Source organism: Cohnella sp. AR92, assembly GCF_003990975.1.
Classification (GTDB): Bacteria; Bacillota; Bacilli; order Paenibacillales; family Paenibacillaceae; genus Cohnella.
In genome coordinates this window covers 465,943-483,678 of record NZ_RZJR01000002.1, presented here as the reverse complement: position 1 = coordinate 483,678, position 17,736 = coordinate 465,943, and the positions used below count along the sequence as shown (strand labels likewise).

Below are 17,736 nucleotides of genomic sequence, written 5' to 3'. Positions count from 1 at the left end.
TTGTCCTAAAAATAGACGGAATATGTAGCCCCGAAGTTGGGAGAAGGCGAGCGGCGGTCCGGCAGCAAAGCAAAGCGGCGTCGAAGCGGGAAGGCTTGCGACGCCGCCAAGCGATGGCTTATGGCTCCGGATCTTCTGCTTGCTCGATCTCGCGAATCTTCGGAATCAGGTCGTGTTCGACGACGAGGTCGGACACGTGCAATTCGGTCTTCGCCGCTTCGGCTCCCGGCTTGCAGAGCGCGATGTCGGTCTTCGTCCCGTCCGGCATCGCATAGCAGGAGCCGTTCTCCGTCACTCCGTCGCCGGAAGGAATGTAGTAGAGGCTGCCGGTAGTGAAGCCGCCGTTCCGGAAGACGATCGAGCTCTCGGCGGCCGATACCATGCTGACGCCCATGAGCGGATGGCCTTCCGTCGAGATTCCGAGAAGCTGCAGGATCGTCGGCGTCGTATCGATCTGGCCGACGGCTTTCTCGTTGACGCCAGCGTTCTCGTCGTTCGGGAAGTGGATGAAGAACGGCACCTTGCGAACGATCGCGTCTTTCTCTTGGTCCGACAGCTTCCGTCCGTAGAACTTCTCGTAGACGTCCATGTCGTACAGGGAATTGTCATGATCCCCGTAGAACATCAGAATCGTGTTGTCCCACAGGCCTTCTTCCTTCATCTTGCCCACGAGCTCTCCGATCGCTTCGTCCACGTAGTGGATGTCCTCCAGGTAATCGCCGAACGTCGTCCCTTTGAACTCCCCGGAATCGAAATCGACGGCCGAGGAGGACAGGTTAAACGGATGGTGGCCGGAGATCGTGATCGCGAGAGAATAGAAAGGCTTGTTCCCTCTCTCCTTGAGCTGGTCGATCGTCTGCCGCAAGAACGACTTGTCTCCGAGCGACCAGCCGAGCGGCTCGTCGTTCTCGTATTCGTTGATGGTGTAGAACTCCTGGTATTCCATCCCGCGGTACATGTTCGTGCGGTTCCAGAAGCTGCCGTCGTAGGCGTGATGGACGGTCGTGTCGTAGCCTTCTTCGTTCAGGATCTGCGGAATGCATCCGAATTCATGATCGGCGAAGCGGCTGAACACCGAACCGGAGGTCATCGGATGGAGCGAGCAGCTCGTCAGAAAATCCGCATCCGACGTTCGTCCCTGGGCCGTCATATGATAGAAGTTAGGGAAGTACAAGCTCTGGCCGAGAAGCTTGTTCAGGTTCGGCGTGATCTCGGCTCCGTTGACGGATTGCCCGATCACGAACGACTGGAACGCCTCCGCTTGGATGACGAGCACGTTCTTCCCTTTGTAAGCCCCGAACATCGGCTCGGTTTCGCCGCTCTTCTGCAGCGCCTCCCGATCCTTGAACCAGCCGGCGGCTTCTTCGATCTCGGCTCCCGACGGTCCGTTGCCGACCCAATGCTCCTTGGCGTACCGATAGGCGTCATAGCCGTGGAAGCCGAACAGCCCGGTTACGTTATAGATCGGAATGTTCCACCAGTTGCCGGTGAACAGTCCCCGGGCCCATCCGTTCTTCTGTTCGTTGACCGGATTCGCGATCATGTAGATCCCGGCGAAGAGAAGAACGAGTCCCAAGGCGAGACGCGCCCATAGCGCCTTCCGCGCGTAGATCGGCGGCTTCGGCAAGGACATTCCCGGCACCTGCTGCCTTCTCGAACGCCGAACAAGCCAGAACACGAGGGCGGTAAGCAGGATGGCGACGGGAAGATCCGCGAAGAGAATCCAATCCCCGGGCTTGATCAGGTCCTTGATGCTGTCGCCAAGCTCGCCGACCTGGCCGGCCTGGAACAGCACGGGAACCGAGATGAAGTCTTTGAAGGTACGAAAATAGATCAGGTCCGCGAACATGATAAAGGATAAGAGAAGATCCAGAACGGTAAGAGCAATCGCCCTTGCCCGCCTGCCCAGCCATACGGTCCAGAAGGTGGCGATCACCATCGCGCCGACGTTAACGGTACGCTTCCAGTGGTTCATCGCGCCGACGTCGAATTGACGGTCCAGCCAATTCAACTTGTAAGCCATGGACGCGATCAGCAGCATCGCTCCCCAGTAAGGCCAGAGGCGAATGCCTTCCCAGGACAGCCGAACCCCTCTTCGAGCTGCGGTCTGCAGCGTAGACATCATGGAAAATACGCTTCCTTTCGACCCGTCATCGTTGGCTTTGCCCAATCCGGGTATTTGTTAACGAATCACAAACAAAACTCCAATTAGTATACTTCGAATAAGGCGTTCTTTCAAACAAAGACGACAGGAAACCCCATGGAGTTGCATGGGAGAACGAAGGTTTCTCGCGATTGTGCCGAGAGATCGATTACAATGGAAGAAGAGTCCTGCGGCGCTGACCGCGGCAAGGAGAGGAAGAGTGGTTATGAGCAAGGAGATTCATCGCGAGACGACCCCGGAGAGTTATTTCGATTCCTTATATGAGAGCGACGCGGAGCTGGAGAAGATCGAACGTTCGATTCGCGAGCGCGGCATGCCGGAGATCTCCGTCGAGCCGGGCTACGGCCGGCTGCTGACGCTGCTCGTACGCGCGACGGGCGCGCGGAGCCTGCTCGAGGTCGGGGCGCTTGGCGGCTACAGCGGCGTATGCTTGGCCCGCGGGCTGCCGCCCGGCGAAGGCCGTTTGACCTCGCTGGAGCTGAAGCCCGAGTTCGCGGAGCTGGCTTCCGCTAATTTAAAGGAGGCTGGCTTCGGAGACCGCAGCGAGATGCTCGTCGGCGCGGCGGCGGACAGCCTTGCCAGGCTCGAAGCGGAGGGACGCCGGTTCGACTTCTTCTTCATCGACGCGGATAAGGAGAACTATCCGGTCTATCTGGAATTCGCGATCCGGCTGGCGAATCCGCGAGCGATCGTCGCCGCGGACAACACGCTGCTGCGCGGACGCACGCTCGACCCGAACAAGCAAGGCCCGTCCGTGCTCGCGATCCGCGAGTTCAACCGGAGCGTCGCCCGCGACCCGCGCTTGACGTCGGTCCACTTGCCTTCGTATGACGGCCTGCTGCTGGCCATGGTCAACGAGCCGAACGCCTAAGGAAGGAGTCCGGCTCGTTCGGCTAGATTTCGATGATGGGCGTTTACTTAGAACCGGTAGGATGCGCGGGTGCTACGCCTGCCCGTCTCAGGGAGATATAAGCCCATACGGACGTAAGAAGCAGGCTGGCCGCCGAGACGAGGAAGATGCCCTCGATGCCGATCGGGCCGGAGAGCGCTCCGCCCGTGATCGGGCCGACCATATTCCCGAGCGCGAGCGAGCTGCTGTTGAAGCCGAATGCTTGGCTCACGCTGTTATCCGGGGTGTAGCGCCGGATAAGCGAGTTGACGGTAGGCGTCAGGCCGCCGATGAAGCAGCCGAGCAGGAACCGGTAGACGAGCAGCTCCGGCACCGAGCCGGCGAACGACTGGGGAATGAACATGAGCCCGGCTCCGACCAGGCAGATGACGAGAATCCAGAAGGAGCCGATCCGGTCGCTCAGCTTGCCGAGCAGCGGCGCGGCGATCATGTTCGACAGGCCGGTCGCCGCGCTGACGAAGCCGGCCCAGAAGGCGATGTCGTCTGTCGGACCGCTCAGGTTGCCGATGTAGAGCGGGATAAGCGTCATCGGGCTGAGCATCGCGAACTGAATCAGGAACGTGATGGAGAAGAGCGCGGGCAGCTGCCGGATTCGGAGCAGCTTCCGGAGATTGCCCATCATGCTCGTTCTCGGAGCAAGCGCCGCGGCTTGCTTGTCGAACTTCTCCTTCACCATGATCCAGGACAGAACCGAAGCCAGGAACAGCAGGCCGCCGGTTATGTAGAAGATCGGGCGGAATCCGAAGTGATCCGCCATAAGGCCGCCGATCAGCGGTCCGAGAATTGTACCCGCGATCGAGCCGGATTGGACGGTTCCCAGGGCGAAGCCCATCTTCTTCTTCGGCGTCGACGCCGAAACCAGAGAGACGGCCGCCGGGATGTAGCCGGAGATGACGCCGTTCAGCATCCGCAGGAGAAGCAATTGCCACGGAGCCGTCGCGAATCCCATCAGAGCCATGACGATCGCCATCCCGAAGCCGGAACGCAGCAGCATCATTTTCCGCCCGTAACGGTCCGACAGCTTGCCCCAGATCGGCTGGAAGAAGAACGAAGTGATAAAGTTCGAAGCGAATATGAAGCCGGCCCATACTCCGATCTCGTGCTGCCCTTGCAGGCCGAGGTCTTCCTGAAGGTACAGGGAGAGGAAGGGAGTGATCATGGTCATGCCGGCAGAGACCAGGAAGCAGCCTAGCCATAGAACCCAGAGGTTGACTTTCCAACGCTGCATGCAGGCACCTTCTCTTACTGGTAAGATAATTTCAACGACCAGTATAGTATAGACCATTTTAGAAGGTTTGGACGTTCTTTGTCATATTTTTGTCATACACGCAGGACGGCGAAAGGTTGTGACCACCCCTCAAAAGGGGCATAATGGAGACAATGTAACCCATTCCATCTTTGAAAAAGGGGACCGAATAGGATGAACGACCGCTTCTTGAGCGCGTGCCGAGGGGAGCCCGTAGACCGGGTACCGGTATGGTACATGCGCCAAGCCGGAAGGTACGACCCCGATTACCGCAAGATCAAAGAGAACTATTCCTTGCTAGAGATTTGCCGTCAGCCCGAGCTGGCAGCGGAAGTTACGATCATGCCGGTGAACAAGCTAGGGGTAGACGCCGCTATTTTGTATTCCGATATTATGAACCCGGTCGCTTCGATCGGCATCGACTTCGACATCGTGAAGGATGTCGGTCCGGTGATCCACAATCCCGTACGAACGGCTGCCGACGTCGAGAAACTCCGTCCGATCGATGTCGATGGCGACCTGCTTCACGTGATGGAGACAATCCGAATCCTTCGCCGAGAGCTGAAAGTTCCGCTCATCACCTTCGGAGGAGCGCCGTTTACGCTCGCGAGCTATATTATTGAAGGACGCCCGTCGAAGTCTTACATACGCACGAAGACGATGATGTATTCGGAGCCGGAAGTGTGGCATCGCTTGATGAGCAAGCTGTCCGACATGGCGGCTTCTTATTTGCGCGCGCAGATTGAGAACGGGGCGCAAGCGGTGCAGCTGTTCGACAGCTGGGTCGGCTCGCTGGCCCCGCACGACTTCGCGCAGTTCGTGCTGCCTCACGTGAAGGCCATCTTCGAGAAGCTGGCGGACGTGAACGTTCCGAAGATCTACTTCCCGGGCGTCAGCTCCGGCGAGCTGCTGCCTTATCTGACCGAGCTGCGGACCGACGTGGTCGGACTCGACTGGCGCGTGCCGATCGCCGAAGGCCGTCGCCGCCTTGGCGGCAAATTCGCGGTGCAGGGCAACCTGGATCCGTACGTGCTGACCGCGCCGCAGAACGTCATTCATGAGCATGCCGCTCGTTTGATCGATGAAGGCATCAAGGAACCCGGGTATATTTTCAACCTGGGCCATGGACTGTTCCCCGAGGCCTCGCTGGAGAAGCTGAGAGAGCTGACGCAATTCGTCCATGAATATTCGGAGCAAAAGCTGAGAGAGAGGGTGCCGGGATGAGCGCAATTGGCGTACTCGTCATGTCATATGGAACTCCGGAGAGTCTGGAAGGCGTAGAGGCGTATTACACGCACATTCGCCGCGGTCATCCCCCGACCCCGGAGCAGTTGGACGATCTGACCTCGCGTTACCAGGCGATCGTCGGCGGAGTGTTCCCGCTGCGGGAGAATACGAACCGCCAGGTCGAGGCGCTGCAGCGCACGCTTGACGAGCAGGCGGGAGCGGGCCGTTACCGCTGCTACCAAGGCTTGAAGCACGCTGCTCCGTTCATCGAGGACGGCGTCGCGGCGATGGCGGCGGACGGCGTGAAGGAAGCCGTCGCGATCGTGCTGACGCCGCAATTCTCTTCGATGAGCGTCGGCGGCTACATGAAGCGCGCGCGCGAAGAGGCGGAGAAGCACGGCATTCGTTTGGCGGAGGTCGAGAGCTACCACCTGCATCCGGAGCTGATCTCGGCGCTGGCCAAGCGCGTAACGAACGGGCTGGGCAAGCTTGGCTCCGACAAGGAAGGCGCGCTCGTGCTGTTCAGCGCCCACAGCCTTCCGGCGAAGATCGTCGAGATGAAGGATCCGTATCCGGAGCAGCTGCTCGAGACGTCCCGCGCGATCGCGGAGCAAGCGGGAGTCGAACGCTGGCAATTCACCTGGCAGAGCGCGGGACAGACCGGCCAGCCTTGGCTCGGGCCGGATATTCTGGAGACGATCGAGAAGCTGGCAAGCGAAGGCATCAAGGCCGTGCTGGTCGCGCCGGTAGGCTTCGTGTCCGACCATCTGGAAGTCCTGTACGACCTGGATATCGAGGCGAGCAAGTTCGCCGCGGAACGCGGAGTCCATCTGGAGCGCATCGACATGCTGAACGACGACGCCCAGTACATGAACGCGCTGGCGGATACGATCGCGAAGGCAGCCCAAGGCTGAATATCATAAGGAATGGAGAGTGGCGAAATGGGACGTAATGTCAGACGGGTGGCGATACTCGGAGGCGGCATTACCGGCCTCACCGCCGCTTTTTATTTGAAGCGGCAAGCTAAGGAACAGAACCGGGAGATCGAAGTGACCGTGCTGGAAGCTTCCGATCGCCTCGGCGGCAAAATAAATACGTTAAGAAGAGACGGGTTCGTCATCGAGCGCGGCCCGGATTCGTTCCTGGGGCGGAAGCTGCCGATGCTGCATCTGGCCCGCGATCTGGGCCTGCTGGACGAGCTGACGGGCACGAATCCGGAAGCGGTGAAGACGTATCTGGCCCACGACGGCTTGAAGCCGATGCCCAAGGGAATCAACCTGGGCATCCCGAACAACCTCGGGCTGTTCGCGCGGACAAGCCTGATCTCCCCGCACGGCAAGCTCCGAGCGCTGGACGAGATGAGAATCCCGCCGCGCGTAGGGGAAGAGGACGAGAGCGTCGGGAGCTTCCTCGAGCGCAGGCTGGGCCGCGAGATGGTGGAACGCATCGCGGAGCCGCTGCTCGCGGGCATTCACTCCGGCGATCTGTACAAGCTGAGCCTCAAGGCGACCTTCCCCGAGTTCCGGGAGATGGAACGGAAGTACGGAAGCGTCATTAAAGGCATGATCGAGGCGAAGCGGCTCGCTCCCGTGGCCGGCGCTCAAGCGGCGAAGGCCAGATCCGAAGCGGTCGGCGGCGCGAAGATCCCGCCGACGGCGTTCCTGACCTTCAAGAACGGCTTGTCCACCGTGATCGAAGCGCTGGAGTCGCAGCTTCGCGAGCTGGGCGTCGAGATCCGCTTGGGCGGGGAAGTGACGGCGCTGGAGCAAGCTCCGGCAGCCGAAGGCTCCTCGCAGGCTTACCGCCTGCTTCTGCGGGACGGAGCCGCCGTCGAAGCCGATGCGGTGTTGTTCACCCTTCCGGCTTACGCAACGATGCCGCTGCTCTCGCCGCATATGGAAGTCGGACCGATTGGCGAGATGGAGTACGTCTCGGTCGCCAACGTCGTCTTCGCATACGACGAGCGCGGCTTCAACCATAAGCTTGACGGATCGGGCTTCCTAGTCCCACACTCCGAAGGCCTGACGATTACGGCGAGCACTTGGACATCCTCGAAGTGGGGCCACACCGCTCCCGCCGGCAAGCGGCTGATTCGTTGCTACGTCGGCCACGCCGGCAACGACAAGGACGTCGAGCTTAGCGACGAGGAGATGACCAAGGCGGTGCGCCACGATCTGCAGACGCTAATGGGCTTGACCGCCGAGCCGCAGTTCGTCGAGATCACGAGGCTGCGCCGCGGCATGCCGCAATTCGGCGTCGGGCATGTCGAGCATGTCGCGGCGTTCCGCGCGAGCCTGGCGAAGAAGCTGCCCGGCGTCTACGCCACCGGCGTTTCCTTCGACGCGGTCGGCCTTCCCGATTGCGTTCGCAGGGGCAAGGAATCCGCCGAGCAGATTCTATCGTTCGATAAGGAATAAATCGGTTGCTAGTACTCGATAAAGTTTAAACCTATCTTTCCTCGGCTATTGTCGAGGCGTGGGATAGGTTTTTCTCTTTTCTCTCCTTCTTTTCTGTTAAACTTCTCAAAATAATAGCAACTCATGTTACAAATTTCTACAAAATTCCAGCGAGGAATAGGGTAAAATCGTAAAAGTGTGCATTTATCAAATTGGGACAGGAAGGGATTATTACATGCGTAAATTCTGGCTTCTTGTAGTATCGGCAGCACTCTTTTTCGCGTATTCGGGAATGGCGGGGGCGGCAACCCAGCAGAAACCGATCCAGGTGCTTCTGAACGGAGCGCCCGTCACGTTCGCCGTCGAGCCGACGGCAATCGAGGGCAAAACGTTCGTGGAGTTCCGCTCGTTGTTTGCCGCCCTTGGCTATAACGTTGACTATGATGCCGCAACCAAGAAAATTAAAGCGGTATCCGGCGATCGCACGATCGAAATGAGGGTCGGGGCGACCCAAGCGCTCTTGAACGGCAGCGCCGTTCAAGTCGATGATCAATTGAAGGTATTGAATAGCCGCACGCTCGTCGGAGTACGCTTCATCGCAACGTTGTCCGGCAAAGACGTAACGTGGGATCCGGCGACGAGAACGGTCGTTATTGTCGATAAAGGACCGACTCCGGAGCAAGAGGCTGCGGTATACCGGTTGCTGGACAAGATGCAATTGGTTGAAGCTGCACATGATGCGAAGGGGATGATCGCCCTCTTTTCCGAAGACTCCCCGATTAAGGAAGCCTATGGCGAACAACTCGCCGCGACTTGGGAACGAGTTCAGACCAAGACGACGTTCCTGCAGAAGGCGATCGTTTCGTATTCGAACGAACAAGTGATACTGGAGACGACAGAAGAGAACGTCAAGACGGGAGGCAATGGCTTTTCCCCGAATTACCAAGGCAAATTCACTTACACGCTGCAACCGGACATGAACGGCGAGTGGAAAATTTACATGCTGGAAATGACCGAGTACAAAATCTTGAATGTCGCGGATCTGTTCGAGCCAGTTGCCGACGTGCCTGCCGCGGATGCGCAGGCTTTAAGAGCCGTACTTGACGAGCAAGTCAAGGCAGCCTCCGAAGAAAATCTTGATGCTTATTTGGCAACAATGTACTTCGACAACGAGAACTCCAAGAAGGCGTCCGGAGAGCAAATCCAACAAATCTTCGATGCCACCGACTCCCAAATGACCATCGAAAAATTCGCCGTCGTCGACTATTACGACTCCGACAAAGCGACGATTCTGTTCGAAGTGACAACGGAAGTGAAGGCGCAAGGGCATACGATCAAAGTTCGCGCGACCATCTCGAACGATGCCGAGAAACGAGAAGGCAAGTGGCTGCTCAACCCATTGGCGGTGCAATTGGCAAACGAACAACTATAAACGGCGATCGCCCAACGGCAGGTGAACCGCCCCTCCGTCAAGTAGACAGTATATAAAAGTAATGTCAGTTAGGCGGCCTTGGTCCTCTATTCCATTGGACTGGGGCCGTTTAGCTTTGCCTTCGGCGCTTCCGCCTGGAACATTGGTTTAATTCGTTTCTGGGATTGGCGGCGCATTTCTTTGCGTTCTTTACCGATCCGACAGCGTCGTTCAACATTCTTTTCGAAGCGTTTACGCTAAGATCATTCAAGTAACGTGCAGCATGTCCAAGCATGAACGGGATGGCGCGCGTTGCCTACTTATGCGGAGACGCGGAACGGGATGGGATCGATGAGAAAAGCTTGGCTGGTTGCGATGGCAGCGGTACTCTTTTTTGTATGCACCGGTATGGCAGAGGCGGCAGTTCAGCAGCAGAAGGCGATTCAAGTGCTGCTAAACGGTGAACCGGTCTCGTTCGCCGTCCAGCCGACGGCGATTGACGGGAGAACGTTCGTGGAATTCCGTTCTCTTTTTGCGGCCTTGGGTTATCAGGTTTCGTACGATAACGCGCTTAAGAAGATCAACGCCGTTTCAAGCGACCGAACGATCGAGATGGCGGTCGGAGCGGATATCGCGCTGGTCGACGGCAAATCCGTTCCGATCGATAACCAGCTCCGAATCGTAAATAACCGCACGTTGGTCGGCGTCCGGTTCATTGCGACGCTGTCCGGCAAGGACGTAAAGTGGGACGCGGCAGCGAATACGGTCGTCATCGTCGACAACGAGCCGACGGCGGTATTTGCCGTCGTGGACAAGTTAGCCGCCGCCGAAGTTAAGCAGAGCCTCCGGGATACAGTGGCGCTCTTCACCGGCGACTCTCCGATTCGGAGCTCTATCGAAGAATCTCTTGCGGAACAGTGGGACCGGGTTCAAACCAAGACAACGATATTGAACAGGAAGATCGTTTCTTACTCGGCGCAAGAGGCCGTACTGGAAACCGTCGAGAAGAACGAGAAGACGGGAGGAGAAGGCTTCTCCCCGGATTATCAAGCGACATTCGACTATACGCTTAGAGCGGATACGAACGGCGATTGGAGAATATACAGCTTCTCGGTGTCCAATTACCTCTTCACGAACATTCCGGAGCTGCTTAACCAACCCGCGGATATCCCTAAGGAAGAAGAAAAGGCGCTACGCGATCTGCTCGATAAACAGATGAAGGCTGCGTTGGACGAAGACATCGATGCGTATATGAACACGATGTATTTCGATGACGAGGCGACCAAGAAGCTGGCCAGGGAGCAAGTTCAGAAGACATTCCAGGCCATTGACAACAACACCGCGATCGGAAAGTTCGTCGTCGTCGATTATTACGGCTCAAATAAAGCGACTTTTATTTTCGAAGCGACCACGGAAGTGAAGGCGGCCGGGCAGACGGTGAAAGCACGCATCTACATGATGAACGCCGCGGAGAAGAGAGACGGTCAATGGCTTCTGGACCCTCACGCACTGGCGATGGCATCGGAACCGTTGGAATAAACGAAGAACGGCAGGGGGTTCCCCTGCCGTTTTTTTTGATGCTCAGTGGCTATTTTTATCCCTTTATAATGCGAATACGCTCTTATTGTTTCAAGCATTGCCAATATATAATTGGAAGTGTAATCGGTGTACTTCCTGATATAATCAGAGCAACGAGTATGAGAGGAAGGACGTTCAGCCGATGAGCTTGGGGAGACGGGTCTTTACCGCTTTTTTTGTTTTTATCATCGTACCATTATTCGTGCTAGGATCCGTCTCGTATCTCGTCTTCCAGCACATCACGGAAGAGAAATATACGGAGCAGCTCGAGCTGTCGATGAACGCCATCGGGCGCAACATCAATAACATGATCAAGGAAGCGAATTATTTCTCCGACTTCTGGGTAACGACGAAGGACAGCGTCCAGAGCGTCGAGCAGTCCATCGGCGGCATGAACGCGGCCTCCAATTCCTCGATAGACGACAAGTACATGGAGGAGATGCTGGAGAGGCAGAAGCTGAGCCAGCGAGTGCTTCTCACCTATCCCGGAATCAAGTCCGTTACCCTGTACCCGAACGACGGAAGGGTAGTCAACGTCAGTTTTATTCCGGATCCGCCCATCGAACTGGAGGTTCTCAAGGCGAAACCGATTTACCGGGAAGTGCTGAAGAAGAACGGAGCGCCGGTATGGATCGGCCCGAACGAAGATAAAGATCTGACGGGTCAGAACAACCTGTTCACCCAGATTCGGGTTCTGCTCGATATCGATACGTTGAAGAGCAAAGGGATTCTTGTTATTCGGTTCCAGATGAATGAGCTGAATCACACGTTCGATTTCTACAATACGGCTGCCAGCGGCAATCGCAGGTATCTGCTCGTCGGCCGAGGCGGCACGGTCGTTTACGACAGCGACGAGAGCTTGCAGGGGCAGAACTTCAGACTTCAGGCCGACCCGGAAGGCGAGGTAGATCTATCCAGCAACTTCCAGAGCGTCAAGATGAAGTTCCTAGGCGAGAAAAGCATGGTTTCCGTGCACAACCTCGGAGACATCAAACGGCTTGGCGTCGGAGACTGGTCCCTCGTGACCGTAACGGATTGGAAGTACCTTTCCGGCAGCCAGTCGAAGATTCTCAGCTGGCTTCTCGGCATTACGCTGGCGTCGATCGCTTTCGCCTTGTTGTTTAATCTGATGTTCGTCAGGCGCACCATCCGTTTTATCGTTACCGTCGTAAGCGCCATGCGCAGAGTGGAGCGGGGAGACCTCGCCACTAGAGTGTCGATCTCCGGCAACGACGAGACCGTCATCCTGGCCAAAGGCTTCAACAGCCTGGTCGAGAGGGTATCCGAATTGCTGGAAGACGTCACCCGGGAGCAGAAGCGCAAGCGCAAAGCCGAGATGATGCTGCTTCAAGCGCAGATCAAACCGCACTTTTTGTTTAACGCGCTGGAATCCATCAACATCCTGGCGGTCCAGAACGAAGGGCGCAAGGTGAGCAAAATGGTGCAGCGACTGGCGAATATATTCCGAATCAGCATTCAGCAGAAAGAGGAAATTCGAGTCGATCAAGAACTCGAGCATTTGAGAAGCTACTTGGAGATTCAGAAATTCCGCTTCGAGGAGCTGTTCGAATACGAGATCGACGTCCCGCCCGAATTGTACTCCCATAGCATCTTGAAGCTCACGCTTCAACCGCTCGTCGAGAACAGCATCCAGCACGGCTTCGAAGGGATCGACTATCTGGGCAGGATCGTCGTCCGAGGGGTTGAAGAAGAGGGCAATATTGCCTTCTACGTCGAAGACAACGGCATCGGCATTTCGCAGGAGCAGCTTGCTCGATTCGCCGCAAGCGGAGTCACTACGCTGGAGGAGCTCTACGAGGAATCGTCGGAGACGGGCGAGCGAAGAGGGCTTGGAGTGGGCAACGTAGCGGACAGACTCCGAATCCATTACGGAGCGGGATACGGGTTGATTCTATGCAGCGCTCCGGGCCAAGGCACGATTATCAAGTGTGTCATACCTAAGACTACAAGGGGTGAGGCTCATGATGCTGAAGGTTCTATTGGTGGATGACGAGATCAATATCCTCAAGAACCTGCAAGCCGTCGTTCCATGGGAGGAGCTCGGCGTCGAGATCGTGGGAACGGCGAAGAACGGCGAGATTGCCCTGGAGATCGTTCGGGAGCATTCGCCGGACCTGATCCTGTGCGACATCCGCATGCCGGTCATGGACGGGATTGAATTCTTGGGCGCGCTGCGCGAATTCAATACCGACGCGGAGGTCATCATGATGACCGGTTATCAGGACTTCAGCTATGTTCGGTCGGTTATTCGATATGAGGTACGGGATTATATTCTGAAACCGATCGATTACGAGGAACTCGCCCAGACGATCAGCCGGCTGGCGGACGGTATTCGGGAGCTTCGCGCCGAGCAACAGGTCATTCAGACCGAATGGCGGCAGATGTTCAGCCTGGCGTACGAGAAAGTGCTATACGACCTGCTCATCGATGTCGGCGGAAGCGGAGCATCCAAGCCGTTCCTGAAGTTTCACGAGGTTTCCGGGGAAGACCTTACGTTCGCGATGCTGCTCGTGGACGTCGAGGAGTATTCCCGCAAGGAATGCATCTGGGACGACAAGGAACGGAAGCTGTGGAATTTCGCGATTCATAACATCCTGCTGGAGAATCTCAACAGCTTCGAAGTCCCCCATTCGGTCCTGCAGGTGCGAAGCGGCGAGTGGTGCGTGCTGATCGAGAGGCTTCCGGTCGAGACGTTCGATCGCGACCAGTGCCTCGAATGGGGAAGCAAGCTCCGCGAAGCGGTCCTCAAATACCTGAAGCTGAATATCCGAGTGCTTCTCCATCCTGCGCCGGTCAAGCTGGAGAAGCTGGCGAAGACCTACAAATCGCTGCAGAGATCCCTGCATCTCGGCAACGCCGGAACGAATGGGGGGGCGGTGCTCATCCCCGAGAAGAACCGCGGCCAATCGGACGAGACCGTCGGGCTGTGGGATCGTATCGAGGAGATGGTAACCGGGCTCAAGAGGTGCGATCGGAAGAAGACGGAAGCTGCGCTTAAAGAATTGAACGAGAGCTTCAAGCGGCTTCCGGAATCTTCATTTGAACGGGTAGAGCCCATCCTTCATTACATTTGCTTGCACCTCCTCCGCGAGATGAGGGCGATGGACGTCATCGGGCGCAACGAGGAATTGAATTATTGGAATCAAATCGATCACAGCCCGGGAATTCGGGATACCCTGGGAGTCATCAACCGGCTGGTCGATCAATCGATCGATAATGTCATGAAGAAGAAGACGAGCGACGTTCTTATGCTGTCGGCCAAGGACTACATCGAGAGGAACCTGTCCTCGGATCTGAGCATCGATATGCTTGCCGATTATTTGGGAATCAGCGGAAGCTACTTCAGCCTGCTCTTCAAGCAGCATTTCAACGAGACGTTCGTCGAATACGTCACGAGACAGAGGATGGAGATGGCCAAATCCTTGCTGGCCTTGAGCGACAAAAGCGTAACTCTGGTCGGCCAGATGGTCGGCTATGCGGAACGAAGGTACTTCACCCGGGTGTTCAGCAAGTATACGGGAATGCTGCCTTCGGAATATCGCGAGAAGTCTCATCGGCCGTCCAATGAGGTCGTATAGAACCGTTAAATCGATAGGGACATAATGGAGAGGAGCAGCTTGGAATGACGCACGTCGCTTGGAATACCCTTAGCTTGCGAGAGAAAGTAGGTCAATTGTTCATCTGCGGATTCGACGGCCATGAACCGACGGAAGGCATTCGCAGACTTATCGAAGAGTTCTCGTTAGGCGGCATCGTTTATTTCCGCCGCAATATGCGCGATGCCGCGCAAGTGGCGGAGCTGTCTGCTTCCCTTCAGCGGTTAGCCAAGTACCCCCTGTTCATCTCCATCGATCAGGAGGGAGGGATGGTTGTCCGGCTGGAGGAAGGCGTGACGGTCATGCCGGGCGCCATGGCGATCGGCGCGGCCGGTCAGCCCGAATGGGCATACGAAGCGGCGAGCCTGTCCGGTGCCGAGCTTCGCGAGATCGGCCTCAACATGAACTTCGCTCCATGCCTCGACGTGAACAACAATCCGTCGAATCCGGTCATCGGAGTCCGCTCCTACGGGGAGCATCCGGAGAGCGTCGCCGCATTAGGCGTCGCGGCGCTCAAGGGCTACCAGGCTAGCGGCGTCGCTGCCGTCGCCAAGCATTTTCCCGGCCATGGCGATACCGATGCCGACTCCCACCATGAGCTCCCGGTCGTTCCGCACGGCCGCGAACGCCTGGATTCCATCGAGCTGGTTCCTTTCCGCGCGGCGATCGCCTCCGGCGTAGATGCCATCATGACGGCCCACGTCGTCTTCCCGGCTTATGAACCGGACGATGTTCCCGCTACGTTATCCAAGCGAATCCTGACCGGGCTTCTTCGCGAGCAGCTTGGCTTCGAAGGTGTCGTCGTGACCGACTGCTTGGAGATGAATGCCATCTCCGAGACGATCGGCGTCGCCCGCGGCGCGGTCAAAGCCGTCAAAGGAGGAGCGGACCTCATCCTGGTCAGCCATCGATTGGATCGCCAGATCGCTGCCGTCGAGGCGGTCTACGATGCCGTTCTCGCCGGAGAAATTCCGGAATCCCGCATCAACGAAGCGGTTGAGCGAATCTGGAAGCTCAAGCAGGCAAGAGGCTTGTTAACGGATGAGCTTCCGGCCGCATCCAACAGGGAGAAAGCGGAAGAGATCGCTAAGCGGATCAGCGAAGCGGCGGTCACGGTCGTCAAGGGCGGCGAACGGCTTCCTTTGCCGCGATCCGCGAATTTGCTGACCGTCTGGGCCGAAGCCAGGGTCGGCACGGAGGTAGTAGAGGTTATCGAGCAGGAGAGAACTCTCGGCGCCGCCTTGCGGACGGAGGGGTACTCCGTTAACGAGCTTCGAGTGGGGCTGTATCCGGACGAGGAGGAGAGCTTGTCGGTCGTGCAAGCTGCCGAGCAAGCGGATATCATCCTCTTCGCCTCCTATGACGCCGGTTTCTCCAAGCCTCAAACGGAGCTGATCCGCCGTTTGTCCGAGCTTCCGAACCGCATCTTCGGTCTCGTAGCAACCCGGACGCCTTACGACCTTCTGGAGGTTCCGGATGTTCCTCTCTACATCTGTACCTACGAGAACAAGCCGACCATGATGAACGCTCTCGCCGGCGTCCTGTCGGGCAGGCTTCCCGCCCAAGGCCGGCTCCCGATCACCGTTGGGTCTTATACTCGCACGAACTAATCAATCGCTTCCATCTCCATTCTTGCGCGCATGTCCTAGCCGGATGACATTTGTCGTCCGGCTTTTTTGTTTTTCCTTCGCGACGCATCTCCCCGTTAAAAAGTCTCTTATAACAAAGCCCAAATACAGTACCTTATCCCTCCCGCTCAGGAACGGTTGACGGTGCTTGACGGAAACAAGAAGGGGGGTTGAGACTTAGCAGAATCAAGCAAAGTGGGAGAAGCTTGACGAAGAGAGTGGAGGTTCGTATTGGGAGCTGTTAGGCCCGGAGAAGGCTGTTCGCCTCAAAAGGTGTTATTCTGGAGGACTGCGTATTTGATCTTCGGGACGAGCAGGCCAAAGTAAGGGGAGCGGGAATCAGGCAGACCTCAAAGTAAGCCAGCGCCCCCTCCACTTGGCTTTGCTGCTGAGTTTTCTCCATGGCGGTTGAAGGACGGGCTTGTCACGGGTTAGAACAGGATAGGGAATGGTTTGGACTGCTGCGCACTGCGCAAAAACGCGGCAAAATAACGAATCGATATCGCAGACGCCTCTGGAAATCCGATTCGCGCGGAAGCAGTATTCGTTGAGATATGCTTGAAGATGCTTCGCCCTAATTCCGCAAAAGGTTCGGTTAAGCCACCTGCGGCTGCGGATTTTGTGAGCGTGCATGGACGGAAGCGATCTGGCCGCTTTTTGAATGTATGTAACGTTCTCGCCAATCGTGCACGCTTGCTGGCAGGCGCGCCAGCCCTCTTTCAGGATTCGCCTGGACGCGTCGTCGATATGTTCGGGCGAAGGTTGAACGATGCGAATCTGCTCGGCCTCATTCTGTTCGTTTATTGCTCCAGCGAGAAGTAGGGGGTGACAGGCATCCGGATAATAGACGGAACCATATTCGAAGTGCTCGATCCGGAGCGTGCCGGCCAGAACGAGACTTTCGATCTCAGCGGACATGGCATGCCGAATCTTGTGGCTCATCAGCCAGGCGGTCTTGTAGGTAACCCCGATCAGATGGCAAAGATCCACGGAGGAGATGCCGGCCGGCTGCGAGAGCAGGTAGATGGCTTGGAACCAGCGGGAGAGAGACGTGGAGCTCCCCTCGAGGATCGTGCCCGCAATGATAGACGTCTGGCGCCGGCAAGAGCTGCATTCGTAAAGAGGGAGACGGCGAGTCCGAATCTCATAGCAACGAGAGTGGCCGCATTGCGGGCAGCGGAACCCGGTTGGCCACCGAGCTAAGAAAAGCGCCTCCGCGCAGGCCTGTTCGGAAGAGAATCGCTTCTTGAACTCCTCGAAAGCCGCAGCGTCATCGAGCATTTATCGTACCTCCTCCGACTGGTTCTCTTTTCCCAATTATACCAAACATATGTTCTCGTATCAATATGAAAATGGATATTACTAGATTTCGCAGCCCTGAGCGCCTGGGATAAGGTACTGTAAATGGCGATGAAGAAAAGGATTTTTTAACCGGACATAAGTGGTAAAAATAGGAAGCTGTCGAGAGCGGCATTCGAGATTAAAGAGGATATCGGTTATTGTCGTTCCGCGGAATGGTCTTTCGACATTTCCGGCATGTGTTCCAGGCTGGCTTATGC

The 17,736-nt window shown here is 57.0% G+C and carries 12 protein-coding genes; 9 read left to right on the top strand and 3 right to left on the bottom strand.

Annotated elements, in window-relative coordinates:
• Positions 1 to 118: 118 nt before the first annotated feature.
• Positions 119 to 2,125, bottom strand: coding sequence for an LTA synthase family protein (locus tag ELR57_RS04480; RefSeq protein WP_126957660.1), 2,007 nt, complete (start codon positions 2,123 to 2,125; stop codon positions 119 to 121).
• A gap of 244 nt (positions 2,126 to 2,369) precedes the next feature.
• On the opposite strand from ELR57_RS04480, the gene ELR57_RS04475 reads away from it, so the two are divergent.
• Positions 2,370 to 3,035 carry an O-methyltransferase gene (locus tag ELR57_RS04475; RefSeq protein ID WP_126957658.1) on the top strand — a complete coding sequence of 222 codons (666 nt, stop codon included), beginning with the start codon at positions 2,370 to 2,372 and terminating at the stop codon, positions 3,033 to 3,035.
• A gap of 43 nt (positions 3,036 to 3,078) precedes the next feature.
• Here ELR57_RS04475 and ELR57_RS04470 read toward each other — a convergent pair whose 3' ends face one another.
• Complete coding sequence (locus ELR57_RS04470; protein WP_126957656.1) at positions 3,079 to 4,302, bottom strand: MFS transporter; 1,224 nt, start codon at positions 4,300 to 4,302, stop codon at positions 3,079 to 3,081.
• 192 nt (positions 4,303 to 4,494) lie between these two features.
• Between ELR57_RS04470 and hemE the strand changes: the two genes are divergently transcribed.
• The 8 genes from hemE to nagZ all read left to right on the top strand — a co-directional run bounded on the left by hemE (position 4,495) and on the right by nagZ (position 16,159).
• Positions 4,495 to 5,544: a uroporphyrinogen decarboxylase gene (gene hemE / locus ELR57_RS04465; protein WP_126957654.1), complete on the top strand. Its 1,050-nt coding sequence runs from the start codon at positions 4,495 to 4,497 to the stop codon at positions 5,542 to 5,544.
• Positions 5,541 to 6,461, top strand: coding sequence for a ferrochelatase (gene hemH, locus ELR57_RS04460; RefSeq protein ID WP_126957652.1), 921 nt, complete (start codon positions 5,541 to 5,543; stop codon positions 6,459 to 6,461). Before hemE ends, hemH begins: the two co-directional genes overlap by 4 nt.
• 27 nt (positions 6,462 to 6,488) lie before the next feature.
• Positions 6,489 to 7,964, top strand: a complete 1,476-nt coding sequence (gene hemG / locus ELR57_RS04455) for a protoporphyrinogen oxidase (RefSeq protein ID WP_126957650.1) — start codon at positions 6,489 to 6,491, stop codon at positions 7,962 to 7,964.
• 214 nt (positions 7,965 to 8,178) lie between these two features.
• Entirely contained in the window at positions 8,179 to 9,375 is a 1,197-nt protein-coding gene (locus tag ELR57_RS04450) for a copper amine oxidase N-terminal domain-containing protein (protein ID WP_126957648.1), read from the top strand.
• A gap of 330 nt (positions 9,376 to 9,705) precedes the next feature.
• Positions 9,706 to 10,893, top strand: coding sequence for a copper amine oxidase N-terminal domain-containing protein (locus tag ELR57_RS04445; RefSeq protein ID WP_158629929.1), 1,188 nt, complete (start codon positions 9,706 to 9,708; stop codon positions 10,891 to 10,893).
• A gap of 181 nt (positions 10,894 to 11,074) precedes the next feature.
• Positions 11,075 to 12,943 carry a cache domain-containing sensor histidine kinase gene (locus ELR57_RS04440; protein ID WP_126957644.1) on the top strand — a complete coding sequence of 623 codons (1,869 nt, stop codon included), beginning with the start codon at positions 11,075 to 11,077 and terminating at the stop codon, positions 12,941 to 12,943.
• Complete coding sequence (locus ELR57_RS04435) at positions 12,915 to 14,531, top strand: response regulator (RefSeq protein WP_126957642.1); 1,617 nt, start codon at positions 12,915 to 12,917, stop codon at positions 14,529 to 14,531. The genes ELR57_RS04440 and ELR57_RS04435 overlap by 29 nt, the downstream gene beginning before the upstream one ends.
• 44 nt (positions 14,532 to 14,575) lie before the next feature.
• A complete protein-coding gene (nagZ, locus tag ELR57_RS04430) occupies positions 14,576 to 16,159 on the top strand; it encodes a beta-N-acetylhexosaminidase (protein ID WP_126957640.1) in 1,584 nt (527 codons plus the stop codon).
• Positions 16,160 to 16,516: 357 nt separating this feature from the next.
• Here nagZ and ELR57_RS04425 read toward each other — a convergent pair whose 3' ends face one another.
• Positions 16,517 to 17,458, bottom strand: coding sequence for a transposase (locus ELR57_RS04425; RefSeq protein WP_126957638.1), 942 nt, complete (start codon positions 17,456 to 17,458; stop codon positions 16,517 to 16,519).
• Positions 17,459 to 17,736 lie beyond the last annotated feature (278 nt).